Origin of the sequence: Seohaeicola sp. 4SK31, assembly GCF_028802875.1 — a bacterium.
Classification (GTDB): Bacteria; Pseudomonadota; Alphaproteobacteria; order Rhodobacterales; family Rhodobacteraceae; genus Seohaeicola.
The window spans coordinates 31,738-53,071 of sequence record NZ_JARAMP010000002.1; the positions used below are offsets into that span (position 1 = coordinate 31,738).

21 protein-coding genes are annotated in these 21,334 nt (G+C 63.8%); 12 read left to right on the plus strand and 9 right to left on the minus strand.

The genetic code is table 11. The features are described from left to right. The first annotated feature begins 84 nt into the window (after positions 1 to 84). Both PVW27_RS01785 and PVW27_RS01790 read left to right on the plus strand, forming a co-directional pair. Positions 85 to 699 carry a MarC family protein gene (locus tag PVW27_RS01785; protein WP_274554825.1) on the plus strand — a complete coding sequence of 205 codons (615 nt, stop codon included), beginning with the start codon at positions 85 to 87 and terminating at the stop codon, positions 697 to 699. Between the two features lie 51 nt (positions 700 to 750). Next, complete coding sequence (locus PVW27_RS01790) at positions 751 to 1,332, plus strand: retropepsin-like aspartic protease family protein (RefSeq protein ID WP_274554826.1); 582 nt, start codon at positions 751 to 753, stop codon at positions 1,330 to 1,332. Positions 1,333 to 1,378: 46 nt separating this feature from the next. Here PVW27_RS01790 and PVW27_RS01795 read toward each other — a convergent pair whose 3' ends face one another. After that, positions 1,379 to 1,843 (minus strand): DNA polymerase III subunit chi, encoded by a 465-nt coding sequence (locus PVW27_RS01795; RefSeq protein ID WP_274554827.1) that lies wholly within the window; start codon positions 1,841 to 1,843, stop codon positions 1,379 to 1,381. Positions 1,844 to 1,856: 13 nt separating this feature from the next. After that, positions 1,857 to 3,341: a leucyl aminopeptidase gene (locus PVW27_RS01800; protein WP_274554828.1), complete on the minus strand. Its 1,485-nt coding sequence runs from the start codon at positions 3,339 to 3,341 to the stop codon at positions 1,857 to 1,859. 145 nt (positions 3,342 to 3,486) lie between these two features. On the opposite strand from PVW27_RS01800, the gene lptF reads away from it, so the two are divergent. From lptF to rsmA, 6 genes are read left to right on the plus strand one after another with little or no spacing between them, the layout of a single operon-like run. After that, positions 3,487 to 4,626, plus strand: coding sequence for an LPS export ABC transporter permease LptF (lptF, locus tag PVW27_RS01805; protein ID WP_274554829.1), 1,140 nt, complete (start codon positions 3,487 to 3,489; stop codon positions 4,624 to 4,626). Beyond that, positions 4,623 to 5,720, plus strand: coding sequence for an LPS export ABC transporter permease LptG (lptG, locus tag PVW27_RS01810; RefSeq protein WP_274555077.1), 1,098 nt, complete (start codon positions 4,623 to 4,625; stop codon positions 5,718 to 5,720). The genes lptF and lptG overlap by 4 nt, the downstream gene beginning before the upstream one ends. Next, entirely contained in the window at positions 5,720 to 7,912 is a 2,193-nt protein-coding gene (locus PVW27_RS01815; RefSeq protein WP_274554830.1) for an LPS-assembly protein LptD, read from the plus strand. The genes lptG and PVW27_RS01815 overlap by 1 nt, the downstream gene beginning before the upstream one ends. After that, entirely contained in the window at positions 7,909 to 9,144 is a 1,236-nt protein-coding gene (locus tag PVW27_RS01820; RefSeq protein ID WP_274554831.1) for a peptidylprolyl isomerase, read from the plus strand. The genes PVW27_RS01815 and PVW27_RS01820 overlap by 4 nt, the downstream gene beginning before the upstream one ends. Next, positions 9,141 to 10,115 carry a 4-hydroxythreonine-4-phosphate dehydrogenase PdxA gene (pdxA, locus tag PVW27_RS01825; protein ID WP_274554832.1) on the plus strand — a complete coding sequence of 325 codons (975 nt, stop codon included), beginning with the start codon at positions 9,141 to 9,143 and terminating at the stop codon, positions 10,113 to 10,115. The genes PVW27_RS01820 and pdxA overlap by 4 nt, the downstream gene beginning before the upstream one ends. Positions 10,116 to 10,137: 22 nt before the next feature. After that, on the plus strand, positions 10,138 to 10,983 hold the full coding sequence (rsmA, locus tag PVW27_RS01830) for a 16S rRNA (adenine(1518)-N(6)/adenine(1519)-N(6))-dimethyltransferase RsmA (protein ID WP_274554833.1): 846 nt from the start codon (positions 10,138 to 10,140) through the stop codon (positions 10,981 to 10,983). A gap of 83 nt (positions 10,984 to 11,066) precedes the next feature. Here the strand turns inward: rsmA and PVW27_RS01835 are convergent, their stop codons facing one another. The 6 genes from PVW27_RS01835 to PVW27_RS01860 form a co-directional block, all read right to left on the minus strand. Beyond that, on the minus strand, positions 11,067 to 11,894 hold the full coding sequence (locus PVW27_RS01835) for a DUF4167 domain-containing protein (RefSeq protein WP_274554834.1): 828 nt from the start codon (positions 11,892 to 11,894) through the stop codon (positions 11,067 to 11,069). 197 nt (positions 11,895 to 12,091) lie between these two features. Next, on the minus strand, positions 12,092 to 12,964 hold the full coding sequence (gene prmC, locus PVW27_RS01840; protein WP_274554835.1) for a peptide chain release factor N(5)-glutamine methyltransferase: 873 nt from the start codon (positions 12,962 to 12,964) through the stop codon (positions 12,092 to 12,094). Continuing rightward, the gene (gene prfA, locus PVW27_RS01845) at positions 12,961 to 14,010 is read right to left on the minus strand and encodes a peptide chain release factor 1 (RefSeq protein ID WP_274554836.1); all 1,050 of its coding nucleotides are present in this window, start codon (positions 14,008 to 14,010) and stop codon (positions 12,961 to 12,963) included. Before prfA ends, prmC begins: the two co-directional genes overlap by 4 nt. A gap of 43 nt (positions 14,011 to 14,053) precedes the next feature. Next, positions 14,054 to 14,464 (minus strand): DUF1499 domain-containing protein, encoded by a 411-nt coding sequence (locus PVW27_RS01850; RefSeq protein ID WP_274554837.1) that lies wholly within the window; start codon positions 14,462 to 14,464, stop codon positions 14,054 to 14,056. Positions 14,465 to 14,486: 22 nt separating this feature from the next. Further along, a complete protein-coding gene (gene speB, locus PVW27_RS01855) occupies positions 14,487 to 15,467 on the minus strand; it encodes an agmatinase (protein WP_274554838.1) in 981 nt (326 codons plus the stop codon). A 54-nt stretch (positions 15,468 to 15,521) separates the two neighbouring features. After that, positions 15,522 to 16,688, minus strand: a complete 1,167-nt coding sequence (locus tag PVW27_RS01860; protein WP_274554839.1) for a M20 aminoacylase family protein — start codon at positions 16,686 to 16,688, stop codon at positions 15,522 to 15,524. Between the two features lie 63 nt (positions 16,689 to 16,751). Between PVW27_RS01860 and mazG the strand changes: the two genes are divergently transcribed. Together mazG and PVW27_RS01870 are read left to right on the plus strand one after the other, a co-directional pair. After that, positions 16,752 to 17,576, plus strand: a complete 825-nt coding sequence (gene mazG / locus PVW27_RS01865; RefSeq protein WP_274554840.1) for a nucleoside triphosphate pyrophosphohydrolase — start codon at positions 16,752 to 16,754, stop codon at positions 17,574 to 17,576. Positions 17,577 to 17,682: 106 nt separating this feature from the next. Next, a complete protein-coding gene (locus tag PVW27_RS01870; protein WP_274554841.1) occupies positions 17,683 to 18,696 on the plus strand; it encodes a Fe(3+) ABC transporter substrate-binding protein in 1,014 nt (337 codons plus the stop codon). 81 nt (positions 18,697 to 18,777) lie between these two features. Here the strand turns inward: PVW27_RS01870 and PVW27_RS01875 are convergent, their stop codons facing one another. Then, positions 18,778 to 19,452, minus strand: a complete 675-nt coding sequence (locus PVW27_RS01875) for a class I SAM-dependent methyltransferase (protein WP_274554842.1) — start codon at positions 19,450 to 19,452, stop codon at positions 18,778 to 18,780. 555 nt (positions 19,453 to 20,007) lie between these two features. Between PVW27_RS01875 and PVW27_RS01880 the strand changes: the two genes are divergently transcribed. Beyond that, a complete protein-coding gene (locus PVW27_RS01880) occupies positions 20,008 to 20,817 on the plus strand; it encodes a LicD family protein (protein ID WP_274554843.1) in 810 nt (269 codons plus the stop codon). Next, positions 20,810 to 21,265, plus strand: coding sequence for a glycerol-3-phosphate cytidylyltransferase (tagD, locus tag PVW27_RS01885; RefSeq protein WP_274554844.1), 456 nt, complete (start codon positions 20,810 to 20,812; stop codon positions 21,263 to 21,265). Before PVW27_RS01880 ends, tagD begins: the two co-directional genes overlap by 8 nt. Positions 21,266 to 21,334 lie beyond the last annotated feature (69 nt).

Below are 21,334 nucleotides of genomic sequence, written 5' to 3' on the forward strand. Positions count from 1 at the left end.
CCTCAATCCAAAAAATGTCCCACGGTGGGACATCCCCCCAAAGCCCCCCTTGCCGCCTTGCGTCCCCACCCGCTAGGGTGCGGCATGGATACGACCTTTCTCATCAGTGCCTTCGTCACCCTCTTCGTGATCATCGACCCCATCGGTCTGGTGCCCCTTTTCGTGGCCCTGACCCAAGGCATGACCGCCCGCGAGCGCCGCGCCATCGGGCTGCGCGCCGTCCTCGTGGCGGCGCTGCTCCTGCTGCTCTTTGCAGCGGCGGGCGAGGCTGTGCTGGGCTTCGTCGGCATCTCCATGCCCGCCTTCCGGATCGCAGGCGGCATCCTTCTGTTCCTGACCGCCCTCGACATGCTCTTCGAGCGGCGTGCCAAGCGGCGGCAGGACCAGACCGAGGAGGACCGCCCCGACCCGTCCGTCTTCCCTCTTGCCATCCCCCTGATCGCGGGGCCCGGCGCCATCGCCACGATGATCCTGCTGGCCGGACAGCAACCCGGCCTTGCGGGTCTGGCCACCGTCACAGGCGTCATGCTGGCGGTGCTGGTGATCGTGATGGTCCTGTTCCTTAGCGCCTCCCTTTTCGAGCGCGCCCTGGGTCGCGTCGGCATCAACGTGGTGACCCGCCTGCTGGGCATGCTGCTGGCGGCCCTTTCGGTGCAATTCGTGCTGGACGGCCTGCGCGACTTCGGGTTTGCGGGCTGATTGTAGCGGGCCTCTGTACGCCTATATCTAATGCAACAAAGGGGGCGCGGCATGGACGGCACTGATCTGGGCAGGTTGACCTATCTGATTCTTCTGGGGTCCGTGATCGTGTTCTGGTTCTTCGTGCAGAACCGCCAATCGCTGGGCAAGACATTGCAGCAGGTCCTGATCTGGGGCCTTCTGTTCCTGGGTGTGATCGCCGCGTTCGGCCTGTGGTCCGATATCCGCCAGACCGTGCGTCCGACCCAGTCCGTGATCAGCGCGGATGGACGGATCGAACTGCCCCGCGCACCGGACGGGCATTATTACCTAACGGCCGAGGTGAACGGCGCGCCGATCCGGTTTCTGGTCGATACCGGGGCCACGGATATCTTTCTGAGCCGGGAGGACGCCATGGCGGCGGGCCTTGATCCCGCCAATCTGCCCTTCATCGGCACTGCCATGACCGCGAATGGAGAAGTCCGCACCGCCCCGGTCCGGCTGGACAGTATCCGCCTGGGCAGTCATGAGGATCGGGGCCTGCGCGCCTTTGTGAACGAAGGCGAGATGCGGGAAAGCCTGCTTGGCATGACCTATCTGCAACGCTTCTCATCGGTCGAGATCCGCCAGGGCGCGCTTATTCTGACGCGGTGACGCGCGCCTTTTCACAGTTCGGCAAAAACCCATGGCCAACGCGGCTTCAGGCGCTGCGTTCGGCCTTCATTTCCCATCGGCCCGATTCCTCGGACCAGTATTGCGCGGCGCAGCCTGCATCGGTCAGGGCCTTCCACTGAGCGCGCGCGATCTGCACGGCGGTAGGGTCGTTGCCGTCGAAGATCACGCAGACACGCTCCAGCCGTTGCACCTCATCGGCGCCGACCTCCGCCCCGTCCACGGTCATCAGGCAGGCGGGGTCATTCGCAGCCTCAGCGCCCGTCGTCAGCAGTACGGGCTGGGACGCATCATGCGCGCCACCCGCAAGACCGTGGGGCAGAAAGCCGTCAGACGCGCCCATCCAGAGCTGCCGGTCCAGCCAATCCATCCGGGCGGGATCGCGGCCGCGCACGGCCACACGCCAGCCCGCCTGCATGGCCCGGCCCAGAAGTTGCGGCAGGGTCACCTCAAGCGGGTTGCGGGTCAGGTGATAGAAATAGGCGGCCCCCATCTGCGTGGTCCCTTCAGCCCTCGAACCGGTCGGCCACCAGACGGTTCAACGCCATGACGCCCCAACCGCTGGCCCCCTTGGGGGCGTAGGGGGTGTCTTCCTTGACGCTGGCCACACCGGCGATGTCCAGATGGACCCATGGCGTTTCATCCTTGATGAATCGTTGCAGGAACTGGGCCGCCGTGATCGCGCCCGCATCGCGGCCACCCACGTTCTTCATGTCCGCGATGGCGGATTTCAGTTTGGCATCATAGGCCGCGCCCAAAGGCATGCGCCAGGCTCCTTCGCCCTCGGCCTCGGCAGCTTTGAGCACGGCATTGCACAGGGCATCGTCGTTCGAGAAGACGCCCGCTTTCTCATGCCCCAGACCGATGATGATCGCGCCGGTCAGTGTCGCCAGATCAACGATCCCGGCGGGCTTGAAGCGGTCCTGCGCATACCAGAGCACATCGGCCAGAACGAGGCGGCCTTCGGCATCGGTGTTGATCACCTCGATCGTGTCGCCCTTCATCGAGCGGACCACGTCACCGGGGCGGGTGGACCGGCCCGAGATCATGTTCTCGACCAGACCGACGAGGCCCACGACATTGGCCTTTGCGCCGCGCCGGGCCAGCGTGTGCATGACGCCAGCCACCACGCCCGCGCCGCCCATGTCCATGGTCATGTCTTCCATGCCGCCTGCGGGTTTCAGGCTGTAACCGCCGGTATCAAAGACCACGCCCTTGCCGACCAGCGCCAGCGGGGCAGCATCCTTGGCCCCGCCATTCCATTGCATCACAACGACTTTGGACGGGCTTTCGCTGCCGTGACCGACCGAGAGCAGACTGCCCATGCCGAGTTTTTCCAGATCGGACTCTTCCAGCACCTCGACCGTGACGCCCAGATCGCGCAGGGCCAGAAGCTGATCCGCGAATGTGGTCGTCGTGAGGATGTTTGCCGGCGCACTGATCAGGTCACGGGTCAGAAAGACACCCTCGATCGTGGCGCGCAGCGGCACCAGGGCGGCTTCGACCTCGTCAGGTTTGCTGACCATCAGGGTCACGTCGCCAGCGGCGGTCTCGTCCTTGCCGTTATCCTTTGGCGACTTCATCGCGTCATAGCTGTAGGCGCGCAGGGCCAGACCCAGACCCAGTTCGGCCGCATGGCGCTGTCCACCGGCCATGACGGTGACCGCCGCCTTGCCCTTGAGCTTGGCCAGCGCGACACCGGCCTTGCGCGCCTGCACCGCATCGGTGCGGCGCGGCAGACGGACCACGTCCACCGCCTCGACCTCCATCCCGGCGGGAAAGGCCAGTGTCATCGCCTCGGCCGGTTTCAGCTTGGCGAAACGGTCCGACGCCAGCAGTCGCGCCAGCGCCCCGCGCGTCAACCGGTTCACGCGCCGCGCGGCCACGTCCAGCGTATCGGGGCTGTCCACCAGAAGCGCGATGCGGCCCTGCAGCGTGGACAGCGCCTCGATATCGGTGGATGCGGCGTGGATACGGACGGGATCGGTCATCATATTCTCCTGATATGGGCTGTGACGCGGCGGATCGGAGCGACACCCTAGCGGTGGGTCGCCACCTTGACCAGATAGCAGTTTTACCCCCCCGCCACATCGGATAACCTTGTCACTGTCATGATGTGACACCCGGGGGAATGGAGTGGCGAGATTCGACAGATATCTGCTGTCGCAGATGATGGTCCTGTTCGGCTTTTTCGCGCTGATCCTGGTTTCGATCTACTGGATCAATCAGGCTGTGCGGCTGTTCGACAGGCTGGTCGGTGACGGCCAGTCCGCCATGGTGTTTGTCGAATTCTCGTTGCTGACCCTGCCCAATGTCATCCGTCTGGTTCTTCCGGTCGCGGCTTTTGCCGGGGCGGTCTATGTCACCAACAGGCTGAGCAGTGAAAGCGAGCTGGTGGTGATGCAGGCGACGGGATTCAGCCCGTGGCGGCTGGCACAGCCCGTCGCGGTCTATGGGGGGCTGGTGGCCGTGATGATGTCCGTGCTGACCCATGTGCTGGTGCCCGCCTCACTGGAAGAGATGAAGCAGCGCGAGGCGGAGTTGTCACAGAACGTCACCTCGAAGCTGCTGACCGAGGGCACGTTTCTACATCCTTCGGCAGGGATCACCTTCTATATCCGCGAGATCACACCCGAAGGCGCGCTGCGGGATGTCTATCTGTCGGATCGCAGCCGCCCCGAACGGGCGATGACCTATACCGCGACCGAGGCCTATCTGGTCAATGACGACAAGGGCACGCGGCTGGTGATGGTGGATGGTTTGTCGCAAAGCTATTTCCTGGACGGTCAGCGTCTGTTCACTACGCATTTTGCGGATTTTACATATGATATCAGCGGCTTGTTGGCCACGCCCGGCGCGCATAGCCGCGAGGTGCGACATGTGGGGACATGGGAACTGCTGCGTGCGCGGGATGCCATCATCGCCGAGACGGGTGCGACGCCGGGTCTGATCGCGGATGAGTTGCACGGGCGCTTCAACCAGCCGCTGATGGCGCTGGCGGCGGCGCTGATCGGGTTTTCCGCGCTGCTGGTGGGCGGGTTCTCGCGTTTTGGCGTGTGGAAACAGATCGTCGGTGCGCTGGTTCTGCTGGTGTTGGTGAAACTGGTCGAAGGCCTTGTGACGGACCCGGTGCGGGCCAATGCGGCGCTGTGGCCACTGGTCTATGCGCCGACCGCTGCGGGGCTTGCGATGGCGGGCGCCCTGCTTGGCTGGGCCGCGCGTCCGCGCAGGCGGTCATGGCGCAGGGCACAGCCCGCAAGGGAGATTGCGACGTGATCCTGCACCGCTATTTCGCGCGACGGTTTCTGGTGACCTTTCTGGGCATCCTGACGGTGTTTTTCCTGTTGCTGGCGCTGATCGACCTTGTCGAACAGCTGCGGCGGTTCTCGGCGGACGGGATCGGGTTCCGGCGGATTGCGCAGTTGACGCTGCTGAACATGCCCAAGGCCATCAGCGATATCCTTCCGCTGGTGATGATCCTGTCGACGATCACGCTTTTTCTGGGGCTGGCGCGCAGCAGCGAACTGGTGGTGACGCGCGCCTCGGGGCGGTCTGCGCTGGTGGCCCTGATCGCGCCGGTCATCGTGGCCTTTGCCATTGGCGCGCTGGCGGTGGCGATGCTGAATCCGATCGTGGCCGCCACGTCAAAACGCTATGCCAGCCTGTTCGAGAACTACCGCTTTGGCGTCACCGATGTTCTGTCGATCTCACGCGAGGGATTGTGGCTGCGGCAGGGCGATACATCAGGGCAGACGGTGATCCATGCGGAACGGGCCAATCCGGACGGTACCGTGTTCTATGACGTGACATTCCTCAGCTATGCGCCCGAAGGCGGTCCATTGCGCCGGATCGAGGCCCGCGAAGCGGTGCTGGCACCCGGCGCCTGGGAGGCGAAAGACGTCAAGGTCTGGCCGCTGGGACTGGACATGAACCCCGAGGCCATGGCCGAGACCCTCGACAGCCTTACGATCCCATCGGATCTGACACAGGAACGCATCCGCGACAGTTTCGGGCAGCCGGAGGCGATCTCGATCTGGGACCTGCCCGATTATGTGGCGCGGCTTGAGGAAGCCGGGTTTTCGGCGCGGCGGCATCTGGTGTGGTTCCAGATGGAAATGGCACGCCCGCTGTTTCTGACCGCAATGGTGCTGCTGGGGGCCGCCTTCACGATGCGCCATGTGCGCGCGGGCGGCACGGGTGTCGCGGTCCTGACGGCGGTGATGCTGGGATTTGCGCTGTTCTATATCCGGAACTTCGCGCAGATTCTGGGCGAGAACGGCCAGATCCCGATCCTGCTGGCGGCCTGGGCGCCGCCTGTGGCCTCGGTCCTGCTGGCCTTGGGCATTCTGCTGAACATGGAGGAGGCGTGATGCGGCGCGCGCCCCTGACACGGCGTCACCATCTGGCGCTGGGGTTTGCCGCCGTGCTTGGGCTGGGCCTTGCCCTGCCCCCGGCCGTGCCCCGCGCGCAGGAGAGCACCGCCGTGCCGGTGGCGGGTGCGCCGGCGCTGCTGGTGGCCGACAGCCTGCGGCTGGAGGGGCGTGACAGGCTGATCGCCGAGGGCAATGTCGAGGCGCTGTCGGGGCAGACCCGCCTCAAGGCGGCGCGGGTGATCTATGACCGCGAGACGGACCGGCTGACACTGGAAGGGCCGATCACCATCATCGAGGGCGAAAGGATCGTCGTGCTGGCCGATAGCGGCGATCTGGATGCCAGCCTTGAAAACGGCCTGTTGCGCGGGGCGCGGATGGTGCTGGACCAGCAGGTGCAGCTTGCGGCCAACCGGATCGACCGGATCGGGGGGCGATACACGCAGCTTTACAAGACCGCAGCCACCTCGTGCCGGGTCTGCGACGATGGTTCGCCACCGCTCTGGCAGATCCGGGCCAAGCGTGTGGTGCATGACCAGCAGGAAAAGCAGCTCTACTTCGACAATGCACAGATACGGGTGCTGGATGTGCCGATATTCTGGGTGCCGCGCCTGCGCCTGCCCGATCCGACACTGGACCGCGCCACCGGGTTCCTGATCCCGTCGCTGAAGCAGACATCCCGTCTGGGTCTTGGGGTCAAGATGCCCTATTTCGTGACCCTTGGGGATCACCGCGACCTGACCATCACACCTTATCTTTCGCCCGAAACCCGGACACTGGAGCTGCGCTATCGGCAGGCGTTCCGCACCGGGGATATCACCCTGAACGGTGCGATTTCCGACGACTCGCTGGGGCCGGACAGCCGCCGGGCCTATCTGTTCGGGACGGGTCAGTTCTCGTTGCCGCGCGATTTCCGGTTGACCTTCGACATCGAGATGACCAGCGATGACGCCTATCTGCTGGACTACGACTATTCCGAGAAGGACCGTCTGGACAGCGCCATCGCCGTCACCCGGACGCGGCGGGACGAATTCATTCAGGCCAGTCTGACCGGCTATCAGACCCTTCGCGCCAGTGAAAGCAATGCGACCCTGCCCACGATTATCGGCGATCTGACCTATGAGCGGCGTTTCGTGCCGGGTCTGCTGGGGGGCGAGTTGCGCATGGGGTTGCAGGCCAACTCGCGCTATCGTTCATCCGACGATCCGACAGACGGGATCGGCCGCGACGTGTCGCGGGTGTCGGCTGATCTGTTCTGGCACCGCAACTGGGGACTGGCTTACGGGGTGCAGGCCGAGGTCAAGGGAGGGGTCTCGGTAGACGGGTTCCGCATCCTGCAGGATGACAGTTTCGGCGGAGATCTGGCCGAGGTCGTGCCCCAGACCGCGCTGACCCTGCGCTGGCCCCTGATCAAGAGCACTGCCAGCGGGGCCACCCATCTGCTTGAGCCGGTCGCCATGCTGGGCTGGACCGGTGGCAGCCGCCGGGACCTGCCCAATGACGAAAGCACGCGGGTCGAGTTCGACGAGGGCAACCTTCTGACCCTGTCGCGCTTTCCGGCCCCGGACCGGCGCGAACGCGGTGTCGTCGCGGCCTATGGCCTCAACTGGATGCGGCAGGGTTCCGGCGGTTTGCAGACCAACCTGACCCTTGGTCAGGTCTGGCGCGCGGATCCGGATTTCGACTTCAGCAACAGCTCCGGCCTATCCGGCCAAAGCTCTGACCTGCTGGTGGCGGGGCAGATCAAGACTGCCGACGGGGTGTCGGTTTCGGCCCGCACGCTTTATGACGGCGGATTGTCGCTGTCCAAGGCCGAGGCGCGGCTGTTGTGGCAACAGCAGGATTTCGCCTTGGGCGCCGCCTATGTCTGGTTGGGCACGGATCTGGACGAGGACCGGCTGTCGACGCAGTCAGAATGGTCTGTGGATGGCACCTACCGCATTTCGCGACACTGGACGGGATCGGCGAACGTGCGGTATGACGTGGCCCGCGACAAGACCGCCGAGGCGGGCGTGGGACTGCGGTATCGGAACGAATGTATCGAGCTGAACCTTTCCCTCTCGCGCCGCTTCACCGCATCGGCTATCGTCGAGCCATCCACGGATTTCGGCTTTACGGTCGCCATCAGGGGATTTGGCGTCGGGGATACCGACAGAAGTTATACACGGACCTGCAGGAACGCGCCGACATGATACAGAAGACCCGCCCTGTCCTTTTCGCCCTTCTCGCGCTGTTGGGCGTGCTGGCCCAGCCACTGTCCACGCAGGCGCAGGGGTTGTTTGCGCCGGTGGCCACGGTCGATGATCAGGTGGTCACCCGCTACGAGGTCGAGCAGCGCATCGCCTTGCTGCGCGTGTTGCGGGCGCAGGGCAACCTTGAGGAACTGGCCCGCCAGCAATTGATAGAGGATCGCGTCAAGATGGCGGCGGCCCGCAGCGCCGGGATCGAGATCACCGACGAAGCGATCATGGAGGGGATGACCGAATTCGCCTCTCGCGCCGACCTGTCGCGTGAAGAGTTCCTGCGCGCACTGGGCGGGGCCGGTGTGGCCGAACAGACCTTCCGCGATTTCATCATCGCGGCCCTTGGCTGGCGTGATCTGGTGCGCGCCCGTTTCGTGCCGCGTGTCCGCATCACCGATGCGGATGTCGACAAGGCTCTGAGCGTGCTGACAGGTGGCAGCACGGTGCGCGTTCTTCTGTCCGAGATCATTCTGGCCGCCCCGCCGCAGCAGGCCGCGGCAGCGCAGGAATTGGCCGAGGATCTGAGTCAGATCACCTCGATCGACCAATTCTCGGCCGAGGCGCGCCGCGTGTCGGCAACGCAGACCCGCGAAAATGGCGGACGGCTGGACTGGATGCCGATCACCAACCTGCCGGAACAGCTTCGCCCGGTGATCCTTGGGCTGTCGGTCGGCGAGGTCACGCAACCGATCCCGCTTGACGGGGCCATCGCCCTGTTTCAGTTGCGCGGCATTCAGGAAACCGGCGTAAGCACGCCCGAATTCTCGGCCATCGACTATGCCGCCTATTACCTGGCCGGTGGCCGGACGGAGGCCAATCTGGCCGAAGCTGCGCGCATCCGGGCGTCGGTGGATACCTGCAACGATCTTTACGGTCTGGCCAAAGGGCAACCGCCCGAACTGCTGGAGCGCAACGCTGCTGCCCCGGCCGATCTGCCACGCGATATCGCGTTGGAACTGGCCAAGCTGGACCGGGGCGAGATCTCGGCCAACCTGACCCGGCCCGCTGCGGACGGGTCCGAGGCGCTGATGGTGCTGATGCTGTGCGGACGCACCGCTGCGGGGGCCGAGAATGCCTCGCGAGAGCAGATCACCGCGCAGTTGCGGAACCAGCGGCTTGAGGCCTATGCGCGCGGCTATCTTGCGCAGCTTGTCTCTGATGCGCGCATCGTCGAGCAATGAGCGCACCCATCGCGCTGAGTTGCGGTGAGCCGTCAGGGGTCGGACCGGAAATCGCGGCCAAGGCTTGGGCCGCGTTGCGTGACAGCTTGCCCTTTGTCTATATCGGGGATCCGCGCCACCTGCCTGCGGGCACCGCTGTCGCTGTGATTGAAGATATGGCGCAGGCGCGGGCCGTCAGTGCCACGGCTTTGCCGGTGCTACATCTGCCCTTTGCCACATTGGCGCGGCCCGGGAAGCCTGATCCCGCCAATGCCCAGGGTGTGATCGCGTCTATCGCCCGCGCGGTGGATCTGGTGCAAACGGGGGCGGCTCGGGCGCTGTGCACCGCGCCGATCCACAAGAAGGCGCTGAAGGTTGGTGCGGATTTCGCCTATCCGGGGCATACCGAATATCTGGCGGCTCTGGCCGGGGTTGACCGGGTGGTGATGATGCTGGCCTGCGAGGCGCTGCGCGTGGTTCCCGTCACGATCCATATCCCGCTGGCCGAGGTGCCCGAGGCCCTGACGGCGGCCTTGCTGACCGATACGATCCTGATCACCCATGCCGCCTTGCGCCGCGATTTCGGGCTGACCGCGCCACGCCTTGCCGTGGCTGGGCTGAATCCGCATGCCGGAGAAGGCGGCGCGATGGGACAGGAAGAGATCGAAATGATCATCCCCGTGCTGGAGGCGTTGCGCGCCGAGGGTCTGGATATCGCGGGGCCTCTGTCCGCTGACACGATGTTCCACCCGGCGGCGCGAGCCCGCTATGACGCGGCCATCTGCATGTATCACGATCAGGCGCTGATCCCGATCAAGACGCTGGATTTCGCAGGCGGGGTGAATGTCACGCTGGGGCTGCCGTTCATCCGCACCTCGCCGGATCATGGCACGGCCTTCGATATCGCAGGTCAGGGGATTGCCGATCCCTCATCGCTGATCGCGGCGCTGAAGATGGCGGATGTCATGGCCGGGGCGCGCGGTCCGTCATGAGTATTTGTGGAACGGTGAAGCCATGAGCGGGATCGACAATCTTCCGCCGTTGCGGCAGGTGATCGAAACCCATGAGATCGCCGCGAAAAAGGCCTTGGGGCAGAATTTCCTGCTGGATCTGAACCTGACCGCCAAGATCGCGCGGGCGGCGGGTGACCTGACGGGCTGCGATGTGCTGGAGGTGGGCCCCGGCCCCGGCGGGCTGACCCGTGGTCTGCTGGCGGAGGGCGCGCGGCATGTGCTGGCCATCGAGAAGGACCCGCGCTGCATTCCCGCGCTGGAGGAGATCGCCGCCGCCTATCCGGGCCGCCTGAGCGTGGTGCTGGGCGACGCGCTGGAGGTCGATCCGCTGGCGCATCTGACGCCGCCGATCCGGGTGGCCGCGAACCTACCCTATAACGTGGGCACGGAATTGCTGATCCGCTGGCTGACACCGCCCACATGGCCGCCCTTCTGGGACAGCCTGACCCTGATGTTCCAGCGCGAGGTGGCCGAGCGGATCGTGGCGCAGCCCGGTGGCAAGGCTTACGGGCGTCTGGCTTTGCTGGCACAATGGCGCTGCACCGCGCGGATCGTGATGAACCTGCCTCCCGAGGCGTTCACACCGCCGCCCAAGGTTTCCAGCGCCGTGGTGCATCTGACCGCCCTGCCCGTACCGCGCTATCCCGCCGATGCGCGTGTTCTGGAACAGGTGATCGCCACGGCCTTCAACCAAAGGCGCAAGATGATGCGCGCGGCCTGCAAGGGTCTGGTGCCGGATCTGGAGGATCATCTGATCGCCGCCGGGATCAAGCCCACCGAACGGGCCGAAACCGTGGGTCTGGAGCAGTTCTGCGCGTTGGCCCGGTCGGTCAAGGCCGCGCGCTGATCCTGCGACAGGAAACGCAAAAGGCGCGCCCTTTGCGGGGCGCGCCTTTGCTGTTTCGCCATCCCGGTCCGGGGACCGTTGCCTTATTCGGCGGCTTCCGGTGTTCCGGGCGTGTCATCCGTGCCCAGACTGGCCTCACGCGGTTTGCGCGGCGCGCGGGTGCGGGGCTTCGGCTTGGGCTTCTCGCTCGCCTCGGCCTGCTCGCGGGGTGCGGCCTCACGGGGTTCGGCGTCGCGGGGTTCTGACGGGGTGCGCGGTTGAGACTTGGCACGCGGCTCCGATTTGGGGCGCGGCGCGGGCTTGGCGGGCACGTCCTCGGACCGGCTTTCCGGTGTTTCGACCAGACCGCTGTCGCCGCCAAGGTCCAAGACGTCTGGCTGCGGGGTGTCGCGGCGCTGATCCGATCCGCGCTCACTCGCGTCATGATCCTGACGGGCTGGGCGTTCGCGATTCTGGTCGCGGTTGCCCTGCTCACGGTTGTCGCGATTGCCGCCGTCACGGTTGCCGTTGTCACGGGTCTGCTCGCGCGGTTGGTCGCGGCCCTGATCCCGGTTCTGATCGCGCTGCCCCTGCTGGCCTTGCTGACCCTGGCCCTGATCGCGTTCGGATTGACGGTCGCGGTTCTCGCGTTCCTGCTGTTCGCGCCGCTGGTCGATCTCGCGCTGGGCTTCGGCCAGAAGGCGCAGATAATGTTCGGCGTGCTGCTGGAAATTCTCCATCGCCACGCGGTCATTGCTCAACTGGGCGTCGCGGGCCAGTTGATTGTATTTGTCGATGATCTGCTGCGGCGTGCCGCGCACCTTGCCTTCGGGACCAGAGCTGTCGAACACACGGTTGATGATGTTCCCGACACTGCGGTTAGGGGCATTGTTGCGGCCCGACTTGCGCGACCTGGATTTGGATGATCTCATCTGTAGCAGTCCAGCCTTCGTCTTCTGGCTTCGTGCGACCCGTTTCACGCCTCTTGCGCTCTGACTTAATTCCGGATCCACGACATTTTTGGCTTGGCGTCGCGCGTGACCGCAAAGATGCGTCAAGCGGCGCGACATGACCTGAGTAAACATGACAGAGCGTCCAAGACAAGAGGAAAGCGGAAAGTTCTGCCGAATTATACGTAATTTCGTGTCATTTCAGCCAGATCGGCAAAGTCCCGCGCGCAGATGACGCGGTCGCGCCCTTCCAGATCCCGGATCAGGCGCAGATCGCGCCAGCCGGCGGCGCGAAAGATCGCTGTCACATCCGCGCCCTGTTGCCAGCCGATCTCGAGGATGACCCGGCCGTCTTTGGCCAGAAAGGCGGGGGCTTGCGCCGCTATGACGCGGTAAGGCTCCAGCCCGTCTCCTCCGGGGCTGAGAGCGATGGCCGGATCGTGCAGGTGCACTTCGGGTGAGAGATATGGCAGTTCGTCCGCCGCGATATAGGGGGGATTCGACAGGATCAGGTCGAATGACCCTGTCACAGCTGCAAACCAGTCAGACAGGATCAGCTCCAGCCGGTCGGCCACACCGATCGATTGCGCGTTGGCGCCTGCGACTGCCAGGGCCGGGGCGCTGAGATCGGTGGCCGTGCCGATGGCCTCAGCCCATTCGGCCAGCAAGGTCACGGCGATGGCGCCGCTGCCGGTGCCCAGATCCAGCAAGCGCGCTGGCGCGGGGCCATCAAGGGCAGCAGCGATCAGCGTTTCGGTGTCGGGGCGCGGGTCCAGCACATCGGGGGTCACGGTGAAGGTCCGGCCCCAGAACTGCCGCTGTCCAATGATCCGCGTCACGGGTTCACGGGCGATGCGGCGCGCCAGCGCTTGCTTAAGCGCGCCCTCGGCCTCGGACGGGAGCGGATCGGGACCCATCAGGATCAGCCGGCCCCGCGTCACACCCAGCACATGCGCCAGAAGATGGCGCGCATCGCTGCCCGCATCCGGGATACCGGCGGCAGACAAGGCTTGCATGGCCGCGCGCAGGGATTGATCGACGGTGCGGCTCATCCCTCCATCTCGGCCAGAAGGCCCGCCTGATGTTCGGCGATCAGGGCGTCGATGACCTCGTCCAGATCGCCTTGCATGATCTGGTCCAGCCGGTAGAGGGTCAGGTTGATCCGGTGGTCGGTCATGCGCCCCTGCGGGAAATTGTAGGTGCGGATCCGTTCGCTGCGATCGCCCGAGCCGACCTGACTTTTGCGGTCGGCGGCGCGGGCATTGGCGGCCTTCTGCCGCTCCATGTCGAACAGTCGGGCACGCAGCACGCCCATCGCGATCTCGCGGTTGCGGTGTTGGGATTTTTCAGAGCTGGTGACGACGATGCCGCTGGGAATATGCGTGATCCGCACAGCCGAATCTGTGGTGTTCACATGCTGGCCGCCTGCACCCGAGGACCGCATCGTGTCGATGCGGATATCGTTCGGGTCGACGGTGATATCCACCTCCTCGGCCTCGGGGAGGACGGCGACGGTCGCGGCAGAGGTATGGATGCGCCCACCGCTTTCGGTGGTGGGGACACGCTGGACACGGTGGACGCCGCTTTCGAACTTGAGTCGGGCAAAGACCCCCTCGCCGGCGATGCGGGCCACGACTTCTCGGATGCCGCCAAGTTCAGTCTCTTGCAGCTCGATGATCTGAAATGTCCATCCCCGCGCTTCCGCGTAGCGTTGATACATGCGCAACAGATCGCCGGCAAAGAGCGCCGCCTCGTCGCCTCCTGTGCCGGGGCGGATTTCGATCATCGCGGGGCGGGAGTCGGCCGCATCACGCGGGAGCAACGACAGTTGCAGCGCGCGCTCCACTTCGGGCAGACGCGCTCGCAGTTGCGGCAGTTCCTCCTCGGCAAGGCTGCGCATTTCGGGATCCGACAACAGCGCCTCGGCCTCGGCCAGATCGCGGCGCAGGGCCCGCCAGAGGTCGATCTGAGCCACGACGGGGCGCAATTCGGCATATTCCCGCCCCAGGGCAGCGATATCACCGCCACCTTGCGCCATTTTGGCCTCCAGAAACTGGAAACGCTGTGTGATCTGGTCAAGTTTGTCTGCGGAAATCATCCCGCTTCTCTTGCCGAAAGGCCCGGTCTGGTCAAGAGCGGGGTCATGTCTTCTCTGCTGCGAGTGCGGCAACCCATCCTTCGACCCGCGCGCGGTTGACGCCCATGTCGGACGAGCCAAACCGCAGACGCCCGTGGATGACGATCGCCCCTGGCCGGGCCTCGACCGTGGTGAAATCGGGAAACCCCCAGAGGCGCGAGCGGGTGATATAGGTCACCATGCCGCTTTCGGGACTGCCCGACAGAAGGGTCGTGCGCGGGGTGGCGCGGATGATGCGGTCCAGCCGGGCCATGTCGCCGGGAGAAGCCGGGACCGTGCGGATCGCGGCCCCCGCGAAATCGCGATTGCCCGCATCGCCGATGCTCACATGCCAGCGGGCCGGGTCCGACGGCGCAAGTCTGACCCAGAGGCCGAATCCTAGCACGGCCAGCAGGACCAGAGACAAAAGTTTCATCGCCTCACCCTTTCATCGTTCCTCAAATACTCACGTCATGCCCTTGACGCCGGGTCCAGCCCCAGAGGGCAATCAACTCCATCGCCACATGCGCCCCCGCGATGGCCGTGGCTCCGGTTGTGTCATAGGGGGGCGAAACTTCGACCACATCGCCGCCCACAAGATTGATCCCCGCCAGATCGCGCAGGATCGCCGCAGCCTGCCAGCTGTGCAGACCACCCCAGACCGGCGTGCCGGTGCCGGGGGCAAAGGCGGGGTCCAGCGCGTCGATGTCGAAGGTCAGGTAGACGGGGTTGTCGCCCACCACCTCGCGCACTTGCTTGGCCACGGCGGCGGGGCCGTCCTGATGCACGCGGCGGGCGTCGATATAGGGCATCCCCAGATAGTCGTCGCATTCGGTGCGGATGCCGATCTGGATCGACCGCGTGGGATCCACCACGCCCGATTCCACCGCCTTGTACATGAAGGTGCCGTGGTCGATCCGGCTCATGTCGTCATCGGCCCAAAGGTCGGAATGGGCATCGAACTGGATCACGGACAGAGGCCCGTATTTCTCGGCATAGGCTTGCAGGATGGGCAAAGTGCAATAGTGATCGCCGCCCAGCGTCACCGTCGCCGGTCCTGCGGTCAGAATGGTGCGCAGATGCTGTCGCAAGGCTTCGGGGAAATCGCTGACGCGGGCATAGTCGAAGGCAAGATCGCCGTAATCCACGATGCTGAACCGTTCCAACGGGTCATAGCCCCAGCCATAGGGCGGGTCATAGGGTTGCAGGCAGCTTGCCTCGCGGATGGCGCGGGGGCCGAAGCGTGTGCCGGGGCGATGGGTCACGGCCTGATCGAAAGGCACGCCAGTCACCACCAGATCAACACCGGTCAGGTCCTTTGTATAGCGGCGACGTAGAAAAGACGTGGCCCCGCCAAAGGCGTTCTCAAAGCTCAATCCGCGCAAGCTTTTGCGTGTAAAGGCTTGATCAACCAGTGTCTTTGCGTCTTCCAGCGCCATTGCATACTCCGTTGAAATGGTCTTCCGGCAAGGCCCCGGAGGGCGGCTGCCCGGTCAGCCCTTGAGTGCGGCCGCGCGTTCCACAAGCCGTGCGAAGAAGGATGCGCCTACGGGCGCTACCGCATCGTTGAAGTCATAGCCTGCCTGATGGAGGCCCGCACCTTCGCCCTGACCGAGGAACAGATAGGCACCGGGCCGCGCTTGCAGCATGTAGGCGAAATCCTCGGCCCCCATCTCGCGGCCGGCCTCGGCCACGACATTCGCGGCCCCGACGACATCGGCCGCGACCTCGGCGGCAAAGGCGGCGCGGGCGGGATCGTTGACAGTGGCGGGATACCAGACCTCGTAATCCAGTTCCGCCTCGACGCCGTAGCTGGCCGCCTGCCCCGCCACGATGGCTTTCATCCGGTCCATGACCATCGCCTGCACAGCCGTGTCGAAGGTGCGCACAGTGCCCCCGACGTAGGCGGTTTCAGGCACGATGTTCTCGGCGCTGCCGGTATGGATCTGGGTGACCGAGATCACCAGATCATCCAGTGCGTAATGGTTGCGGCTGCTGATCGTCTGGATCGCCTGCACGATGCCCACGGCTGCCACCACCGGGTCACGGGTCGCGTGCGGCATCGCACCATGCCCGCCCAAGCCCTTGATATGGATATGGAACGTATCCACAGCCGCCATGATCGGCCCCGGTGTGGTATAGAAACTGCCTTCCGCGAAACCGGGGGCGTTGTGGATGGCATAGACTTCGGTGATGCCGAAGCGGTCCATCACACCCTCCTCGACCATGACACCGCCGCCGCCGCCATTCTCTTCGGCGGGCTGAAAGATCAGCGCGACCTTGCCGGCGAAATTTCGCGTCTCGGCCAGATAGCGCGCCGCACCCAGCAGCATCGTGGTATGCCCGTCATGGCCGCAGGCATGCATCACGCCCGGCACTGTCGAGGCGTATTCCGCGCCCGTTTCCTCAGCAATCGGGAGGGCATCCATATCGGCGCGCAATCCGATGACCGGCCCCGGCCCTTGCCCTTCGATGATGGCGACAACGCCGGTCTTCGCGATGCCTTCGTGAATGTCGGTGATTCCGAACTCCTTCAGTCTTTCAACAACATAGGCGGCAGTCTTTACGCAATCGAAGCCCAGTTCCGGGTGTTGGTGGAGATGGCGCCGCCAGCCGGTCATGTCTTCGGCATATCCGGCTATCCGGTTGATCACGGCCATCTCTGGACTCCTTGGGCTGTTGCGGTCACCCTGCCACCAAACCCGAAAACCGGAGCCGCCGCAATGACCGATGACGCCCTGATCCATGACCCTGACGGCGGCTTGCCGCGTCTTTTGCGGATCATGCAGCGGTTGCGCGATCCGGTGACGGGCTGTCCATGGGATATCGAGCAGGATTTCGCGACCATCGCACCCTACACGATCGAGGAGGCTTATGAGGTGGCCGATGCCATCGAACGGCAGGACTGGCCGGAACTCGAGGGCGAGTTGGGCGACCTGCTGTTGCAGGTGGTCTATCATTCGCAGATGGCGGATGAGGCGGGACTGTTCAGCTTTGACAGCGTCACGCGACGGGTCTCGGACAAGATGGTGGCCCGGCATCCGCATGTGTTCGGGGATGAAAGTCGCGACAAATCCGCAGAGCAACAGACCGCCGACTGGGAGAAGATCAAAGCCTCGGAACGCGCAGGCAAGGCGCAGGTCGGGGTTCTGGACGGGGTGGCGGTGGGATTGCCCGCGTTGTTGCGTGCGGTGAAGTTGCAAAAGCGCGCGGCGCGGGTGGGATTCGACTGGCCGGATGTCGGCCAGGTGCTGGACAAGATCACCGAGGAAGCCCGCGAATTGACCGAGGCGCGCGCCACGCTGTCGCAGGATGAGATCACCGAGGAATTCGGTGATCTGCTGTTCGTGATGGCCAATCTGGCGCGGCATCTTGAGATTGATCCCGAAGCCGCCCTGCGTGCCGCCAATGCCAAGTTCATCCGCCGTTTTCAACATATAGAACAGCAACTTGCAAAGCGCGGCTCATCCCCGGCGCAATCCGATCTGACAGAGATGGACGCGCTGTGGAACGAGGCCAAGGCGCGGGACAAGATGGCCAAGAGTTAGGCGCCCCGCACCCGGCTTTTGTCCGACAATTTCATTCAGGTATTGACCCGACAAAAAAACTCGGGTTTAGAGGGGCTATCGCAACACCCGTTTTGACGAGGACACCATGACCCGACACCTGACCACCGCCCTGCTGAGCGCCACCGCGATCTCGCTGGCCCTGCCCGTTCTGGCCGAGGAGGTGAATGTCTATTCCTATCGCCAGCCCGAGTTGATCAAGCCGCTGACCGATGCGTTCACCGCCGAGACCGGAATCGATGTGAACGTGGCCTTTCTGGACAAGGGGATGGTCGAACGTCTGACCGCTGAAGGCGATCGCTCGCCCGCCGATCTGGTGCTGACTGTCGATATCTCGCGTCTGGCCGAGGTGGTCGAGGCCGGTCTGACCCAGCCGGTCGATAGCGAGGTTCTGCGCGCCAATGTGCCCGACATCTATCACGATCCCGAAGGACATTGGTGGGGTCTGACCACTCGCGCCCGCATCATCTATGCCTCGAAAGAGCGTGTGGCCGAGGGCGAAGTGACCACCTACGAGGATCTGACCGATCCCAAATGGAAGGGCCGCATCTGCACCCGTTCCGGCACCAACTCCTATACGCTGGGCCTGACATCGGCGGTGATCCATCACCATGGCGAGGAAGCCGCGAAAGAGTGGCTGGAAGGTCTGAAGGCCAATCTGGCGCGCAAGCCCGAAGGCAATGACCGCGCGCAGGTCCGTGCGATCTGGGCTGGTGAATGCGATATCAGCCTTGGCAACACATATTACATGGCGCAGATGCTGGCCGATCCCGAGCAGCAGGAATGGGCCAATTCCGTCAACATCGTCTTTCCGACCTTCGAGAATGGCGGCACCCATGTGAATATCTCGGGGGTGGCGATGACCAAGGCGGCCCCGAACCGCGAGAATGCGTTGAAGATGATGGAATTCCTGACCTCGCCCACCGCGCAGCAGATCTATGCCGAGGCGAATGCCGAATATCCGATCGCACCGGGAACCGAACCCGACGAACTGGTGAAAAGCTGGGGCACATTCACGGCGGATGACATCAATCTGATGGATCTGGCCAAGCTGCGGGGCGCCGCGCTGCGTCTGACCGAAACCGTCGATTTCGACGGCTGAACCTGTCGTCACCCGCGTACAGGGATGGGGCGGCCGCTGGGCCGCCCTTTTCGTTTTAATCTGTCAGATTGCCGGGATGCGCTACTGGATCTCGACCGCGACCTGCATGTCGGAAAAGGCGATATAGCGGTAGGTCAGCCGCTTCTTGGCGCAAACCTCTTGCCAGGCGCGGTGTTCGCCGAACCGCCAGTTCGGATAGCCGTAATATTCGTCAAACACGACGATGCTGCCCTTGACCAACCGCGGGGCAACCTGCTGCAGCACATAAAGACTGCTTTCATAGGTGTCGCAGTCGATGTGGCACAGGCGGATGTCGAACGTGTTCTTCTTCAGGAATGCGGGCAGGGTCTTGTCGAACCAGCCTTTGTGCAAGGTGACATTCTCTTTCACCTGCGGCAGTTTGCCTTCCAGATTGAAGGTGCCCTTGGGCAGGTGATAGCCGGTCCAATCCTCGGCCAGACCTTCGAAGCTGTCAAACCCGTGCAGGGTCTCGGTCTTGAAGATATCGGCGAAATGGTTGATCGAGCGCCCTTTGAAAACGCCAAACTCAAGGATCGCGCCGCCTTCGATCCGGGCGGATGATGCGGCGTAGTTCCACAACTCCTCGGTCGTGGCAAAGATCATGGCCGTTTTGATGTGCTGTTCAGCGTAAGAGGCGGAGTCCTCGATCGCCCGCTCCTTGAGCAGCTTGTAGACACTGAGCTTGTAGGGCGTGAAAACGCGTTTCAGGACATTGGCCAGACGACGATTATCCATGATGTCCTCTTTCACACTTTTCTCACTTCACACGCGAAACACGGCCATCTCGGCCTCTGCGCCATGCCTAGGGTCTGGGATGCGTCCGGTCAATCGGGATAGATGGCGCGGTCTGTTTTTCACAGTCCCGCCCTGCGGGATGCGCGACTCCGGTGCAACACCTAAGGCGCAAGACCCATCCAGTTACCACCAAGTCCGAATTATGTTTGGTGCCGCTGGGCCTTTTGCCGCATATTCAGCGAAAAAGAAGAGTTCGGGCAGTATGGTTCATCAGACAGAACGCGCCTTCGGGCCACCCAGGGCTGCGCAGTCAGGGTTGGTCGGCCATGTTCCGGCCGGCTGTCCGTTGCGCCGCGGCGCATTGAAGGACTGCGGTTGCATCCGCCCGACTGACAAGGATGACAGGTGTTGACACAGGCGATGGGCATGACATCTGCGCAGCAGGACACACGGGTCACGGTCTGTGCCGGTGAAATACGCCACATCCCGCAGGCCCAGTTGACTTTGCCGCGCGCAGGGTTCGTCGCAGCCCCCTACAACAAGGAACTGGAAGAGATGGCCGCCGATTTGGGCGACGCTTTCTCGGTCGACTATCTTGGGGCGTTCATCCCGCTGCCACTCGGGATTGGAGAGCGTTCACGACGCACGCAGAAGCCCTTTTACCGGCCAAATAGAAAGCGTCTGGCGTCCGGGCAAAAGAGCGCATTCGAAGCGTTTGCCGATGTGCCGCAGGCAGCAGAAAGCAGGGGCTATTCCCTTGAGGGCATCTATTTCCCGCAGAGCTTCCAGAACAAGGATCATGAAAATATCTGGGCTCATGTGCGCGCGACGCTGGACAAGGTCAAGGCGATGATAGGTCCTGTATTCCTGGATTCCGGCACCCTTCTGGGCGTGGTGCGGGACCAGAGCCTGATTGCCCATGACGATGATGTCGATCTTGCCGTTCTGATGCGGTCAGACAGTCAGGAAAGCGCTGCGCGCGACTGGCAGGATATCCGCCTGCGCCTGCAAGAGGCGGGGCTGTTGTCGGACAAGCAAGTCCCTAATCCGGGTGTCTACACGCTTCGATCCGGCGGCACCTGCGATATCAACCTCGTCCCGGCCTGGATCGCGGACGGCAAGTTGCATGTCTATCCCCACACCTGCGGCGACCTGCCCGGCGCGGCCTTGTTGCCGTTAGCGACATGCAAAGTCACAGGTCTGCCCATTCCGGCCCGGGCGGAAGAGGTTCTGGACGTCAACTATGGTGAGGGTTGGCGCGTGCCTGACCCCGGATTTTCATCTCCCTGGAGTCGCGCCAATCGCCGGTTCCGCAGTTTCATGGACGCTCTCGGCGGTAATCAAAAAGGTTCAGAGAATGAGTAACGAGACAACACGAACAGCTGGGCGCACGGTTCTGACCTATGGCACGTTCGATCTTTTCCATGTGGGGCATGTCCGTCTGCTGCGGCGGCTGGCCGATCTGGGCGACAGGCTGATCGTTGCCTGCTCGACCGACGAGTTCAATACGCTCAAGGGCAAAAGGACCGCGATCCCCTATGCGCACCGGGTCGAGGTTCTGGAAGCGTGTCAATATGTGGATCTGGTCATTCCCGAGACCGAGTGGGAACAGAAACCCAAGGATATCAAGACTTACAACGTCGATCTTTTCGCGATGGGTGATGACTGGGAAGGCAAGTTCGATGATCTGCGGCAGTATTGCGATGTGCTCTACCTGCCCCGGACCGAGAACATCTCGACCACGAAGCTGAAAGAGTTGATCCAGTCGATGCATCTGATCCTGCCGGACGCGGCACAGCAGAAAATCGGCTGAAACCCGCGTGCATCTGCAATCTGGCCGATGGCATCACCGTGATCTGTTTGCATGGTCGCGGTGCAGGTT

Excerpts from the sequence above, each read along its gene's own strand:
- PVW27_RS01785 (WP_274554825.1), top strand. The coding sequence starts at position 85 with ATGGATACGACCTTTCTCATCAGTGCCTTCGTCACCCTCTTCGTGATC.
- PVW27_RS01790 (WP_274554826.1), top strand. The coding sequence starts at position 751 with ATGGACGGCACTGATCTGGGCAGGTTGACCTATCTGATTCTTCTGGGG.
- PVW27_RS01795 (WP_274554827.1), bottom strand. The coding sequence starts at position 1,843 with ATGGGGGCCGCCTATTTCTATCACCTGACCCGCAACCCGCTTGAGGTG.
- PVW27_RS01800 (WP_274554828.1), bottom strand. The coding sequence starts at position 3,341 with ATGACCGATCCCGTCCGTATCCACGCCGCATCCACCGATATCGAGGCG.
- PVW27_RS01815 (WP_274554830.1), top strand. The coding sequence starts at position 5,720 with ATGCGGCGCGCGCCCCTGACACGGCGTCACCATCTGGCGCTGGGGTTT.
- PVW27_RS01820 (WP_274554831.1), top strand. The coding sequence starts at position 7,909 with ATGATACAGAAGACCCGCCCTGTCCTTTTCGCCCTTCTCGCGCTGTTG.
- pdxA (WP_274554832.1), top strand. The coding sequence starts at position 9,141 with ATGAGCGCACCCATCGCGCTGAGTTGCGGTGAGCCGTCAGGGGTCGGA.
- rsmA (WP_274554833.1), top strand. The coding sequence starts at position 10,138 with ATGAGCGGGATCGACAATCTTCCGCCGTTGCGGCAGGTGATCGAAACC.
- PVW27_RS01835 (WP_274554834.1), bottom strand. The coding sequence starts at position 11,894 with ATGAGATCATCCAAATCCAGGTCGCGCAAGTCGGGCCGCAACAATGCC.
- prmC (WP_274554835.1), bottom strand. The coding sequence starts at position 12,964 with ATGAGCCGCACCGTCGATCAATCCCTGCGCGCGGCCATGCAAGCCTTG.
- prfA (WP_274554836.1), bottom strand. The coding sequence starts at position 14,010 with ATGATTTCCGCAGACAAACTTGACCAGATCACACAGCGTTTCCAGTTT.
- PVW27_RS01850 (WP_274554837.1), bottom strand. The coding sequence starts at position 14,464 with ATGAAACTTTTGTCTCTGGTCCTGCTGGCCGTGCTAGGATTCGGCCTC.
- speB (WP_274554838.1), bottom strand. The coding sequence starts at position 15,467 with ATGGCGCTGGAAGACGCAAAGACACTGGTTGATCAAGCCTTTACACGC.
- PVW27_RS01860 (WP_274554839.1), bottom strand. The coding sequence starts at position 16,688 with ATGGCCGTGATCAACCGGATAGCCGGATATGCCGAAGACATGACCGGC.
- mazG (WP_274554840.1), top strand. The coding sequence starts at position 16,752 with ATGACCGATGACGCCCTGATCCATGACCCTGACGGCGGCTTGCCGCGT.
- PVW27_RS01870 (WP_274554841.1), top strand. The coding sequence starts at position 17,683 with ATGACCCGACACCTGACCACCGCCCTGCTGAGCGCCACCGCGATCTCG.
- PVW27_RS01875 (WP_274554842.1), bottom strand. The coding sequence starts at position 19,452 with ATGGATAATCGTCGTCTGGCCAATGTCCTGAAACGCGTTTTCACGCCC.
- PVW27_RS01880 (WP_274554843.1), top strand. The coding sequence starts at position 20,008 with ATGGCCGCCGATTTGGGCGACGCTTTCTCGGTCGACTATCTTGGGGCG.
- tagD (WP_274554844.1), top strand. The coding sequence starts at position 20,810 with ATGAGTAACGAGACAACACGAACAGCTGGGCGCACGGTTCTGACCTAT.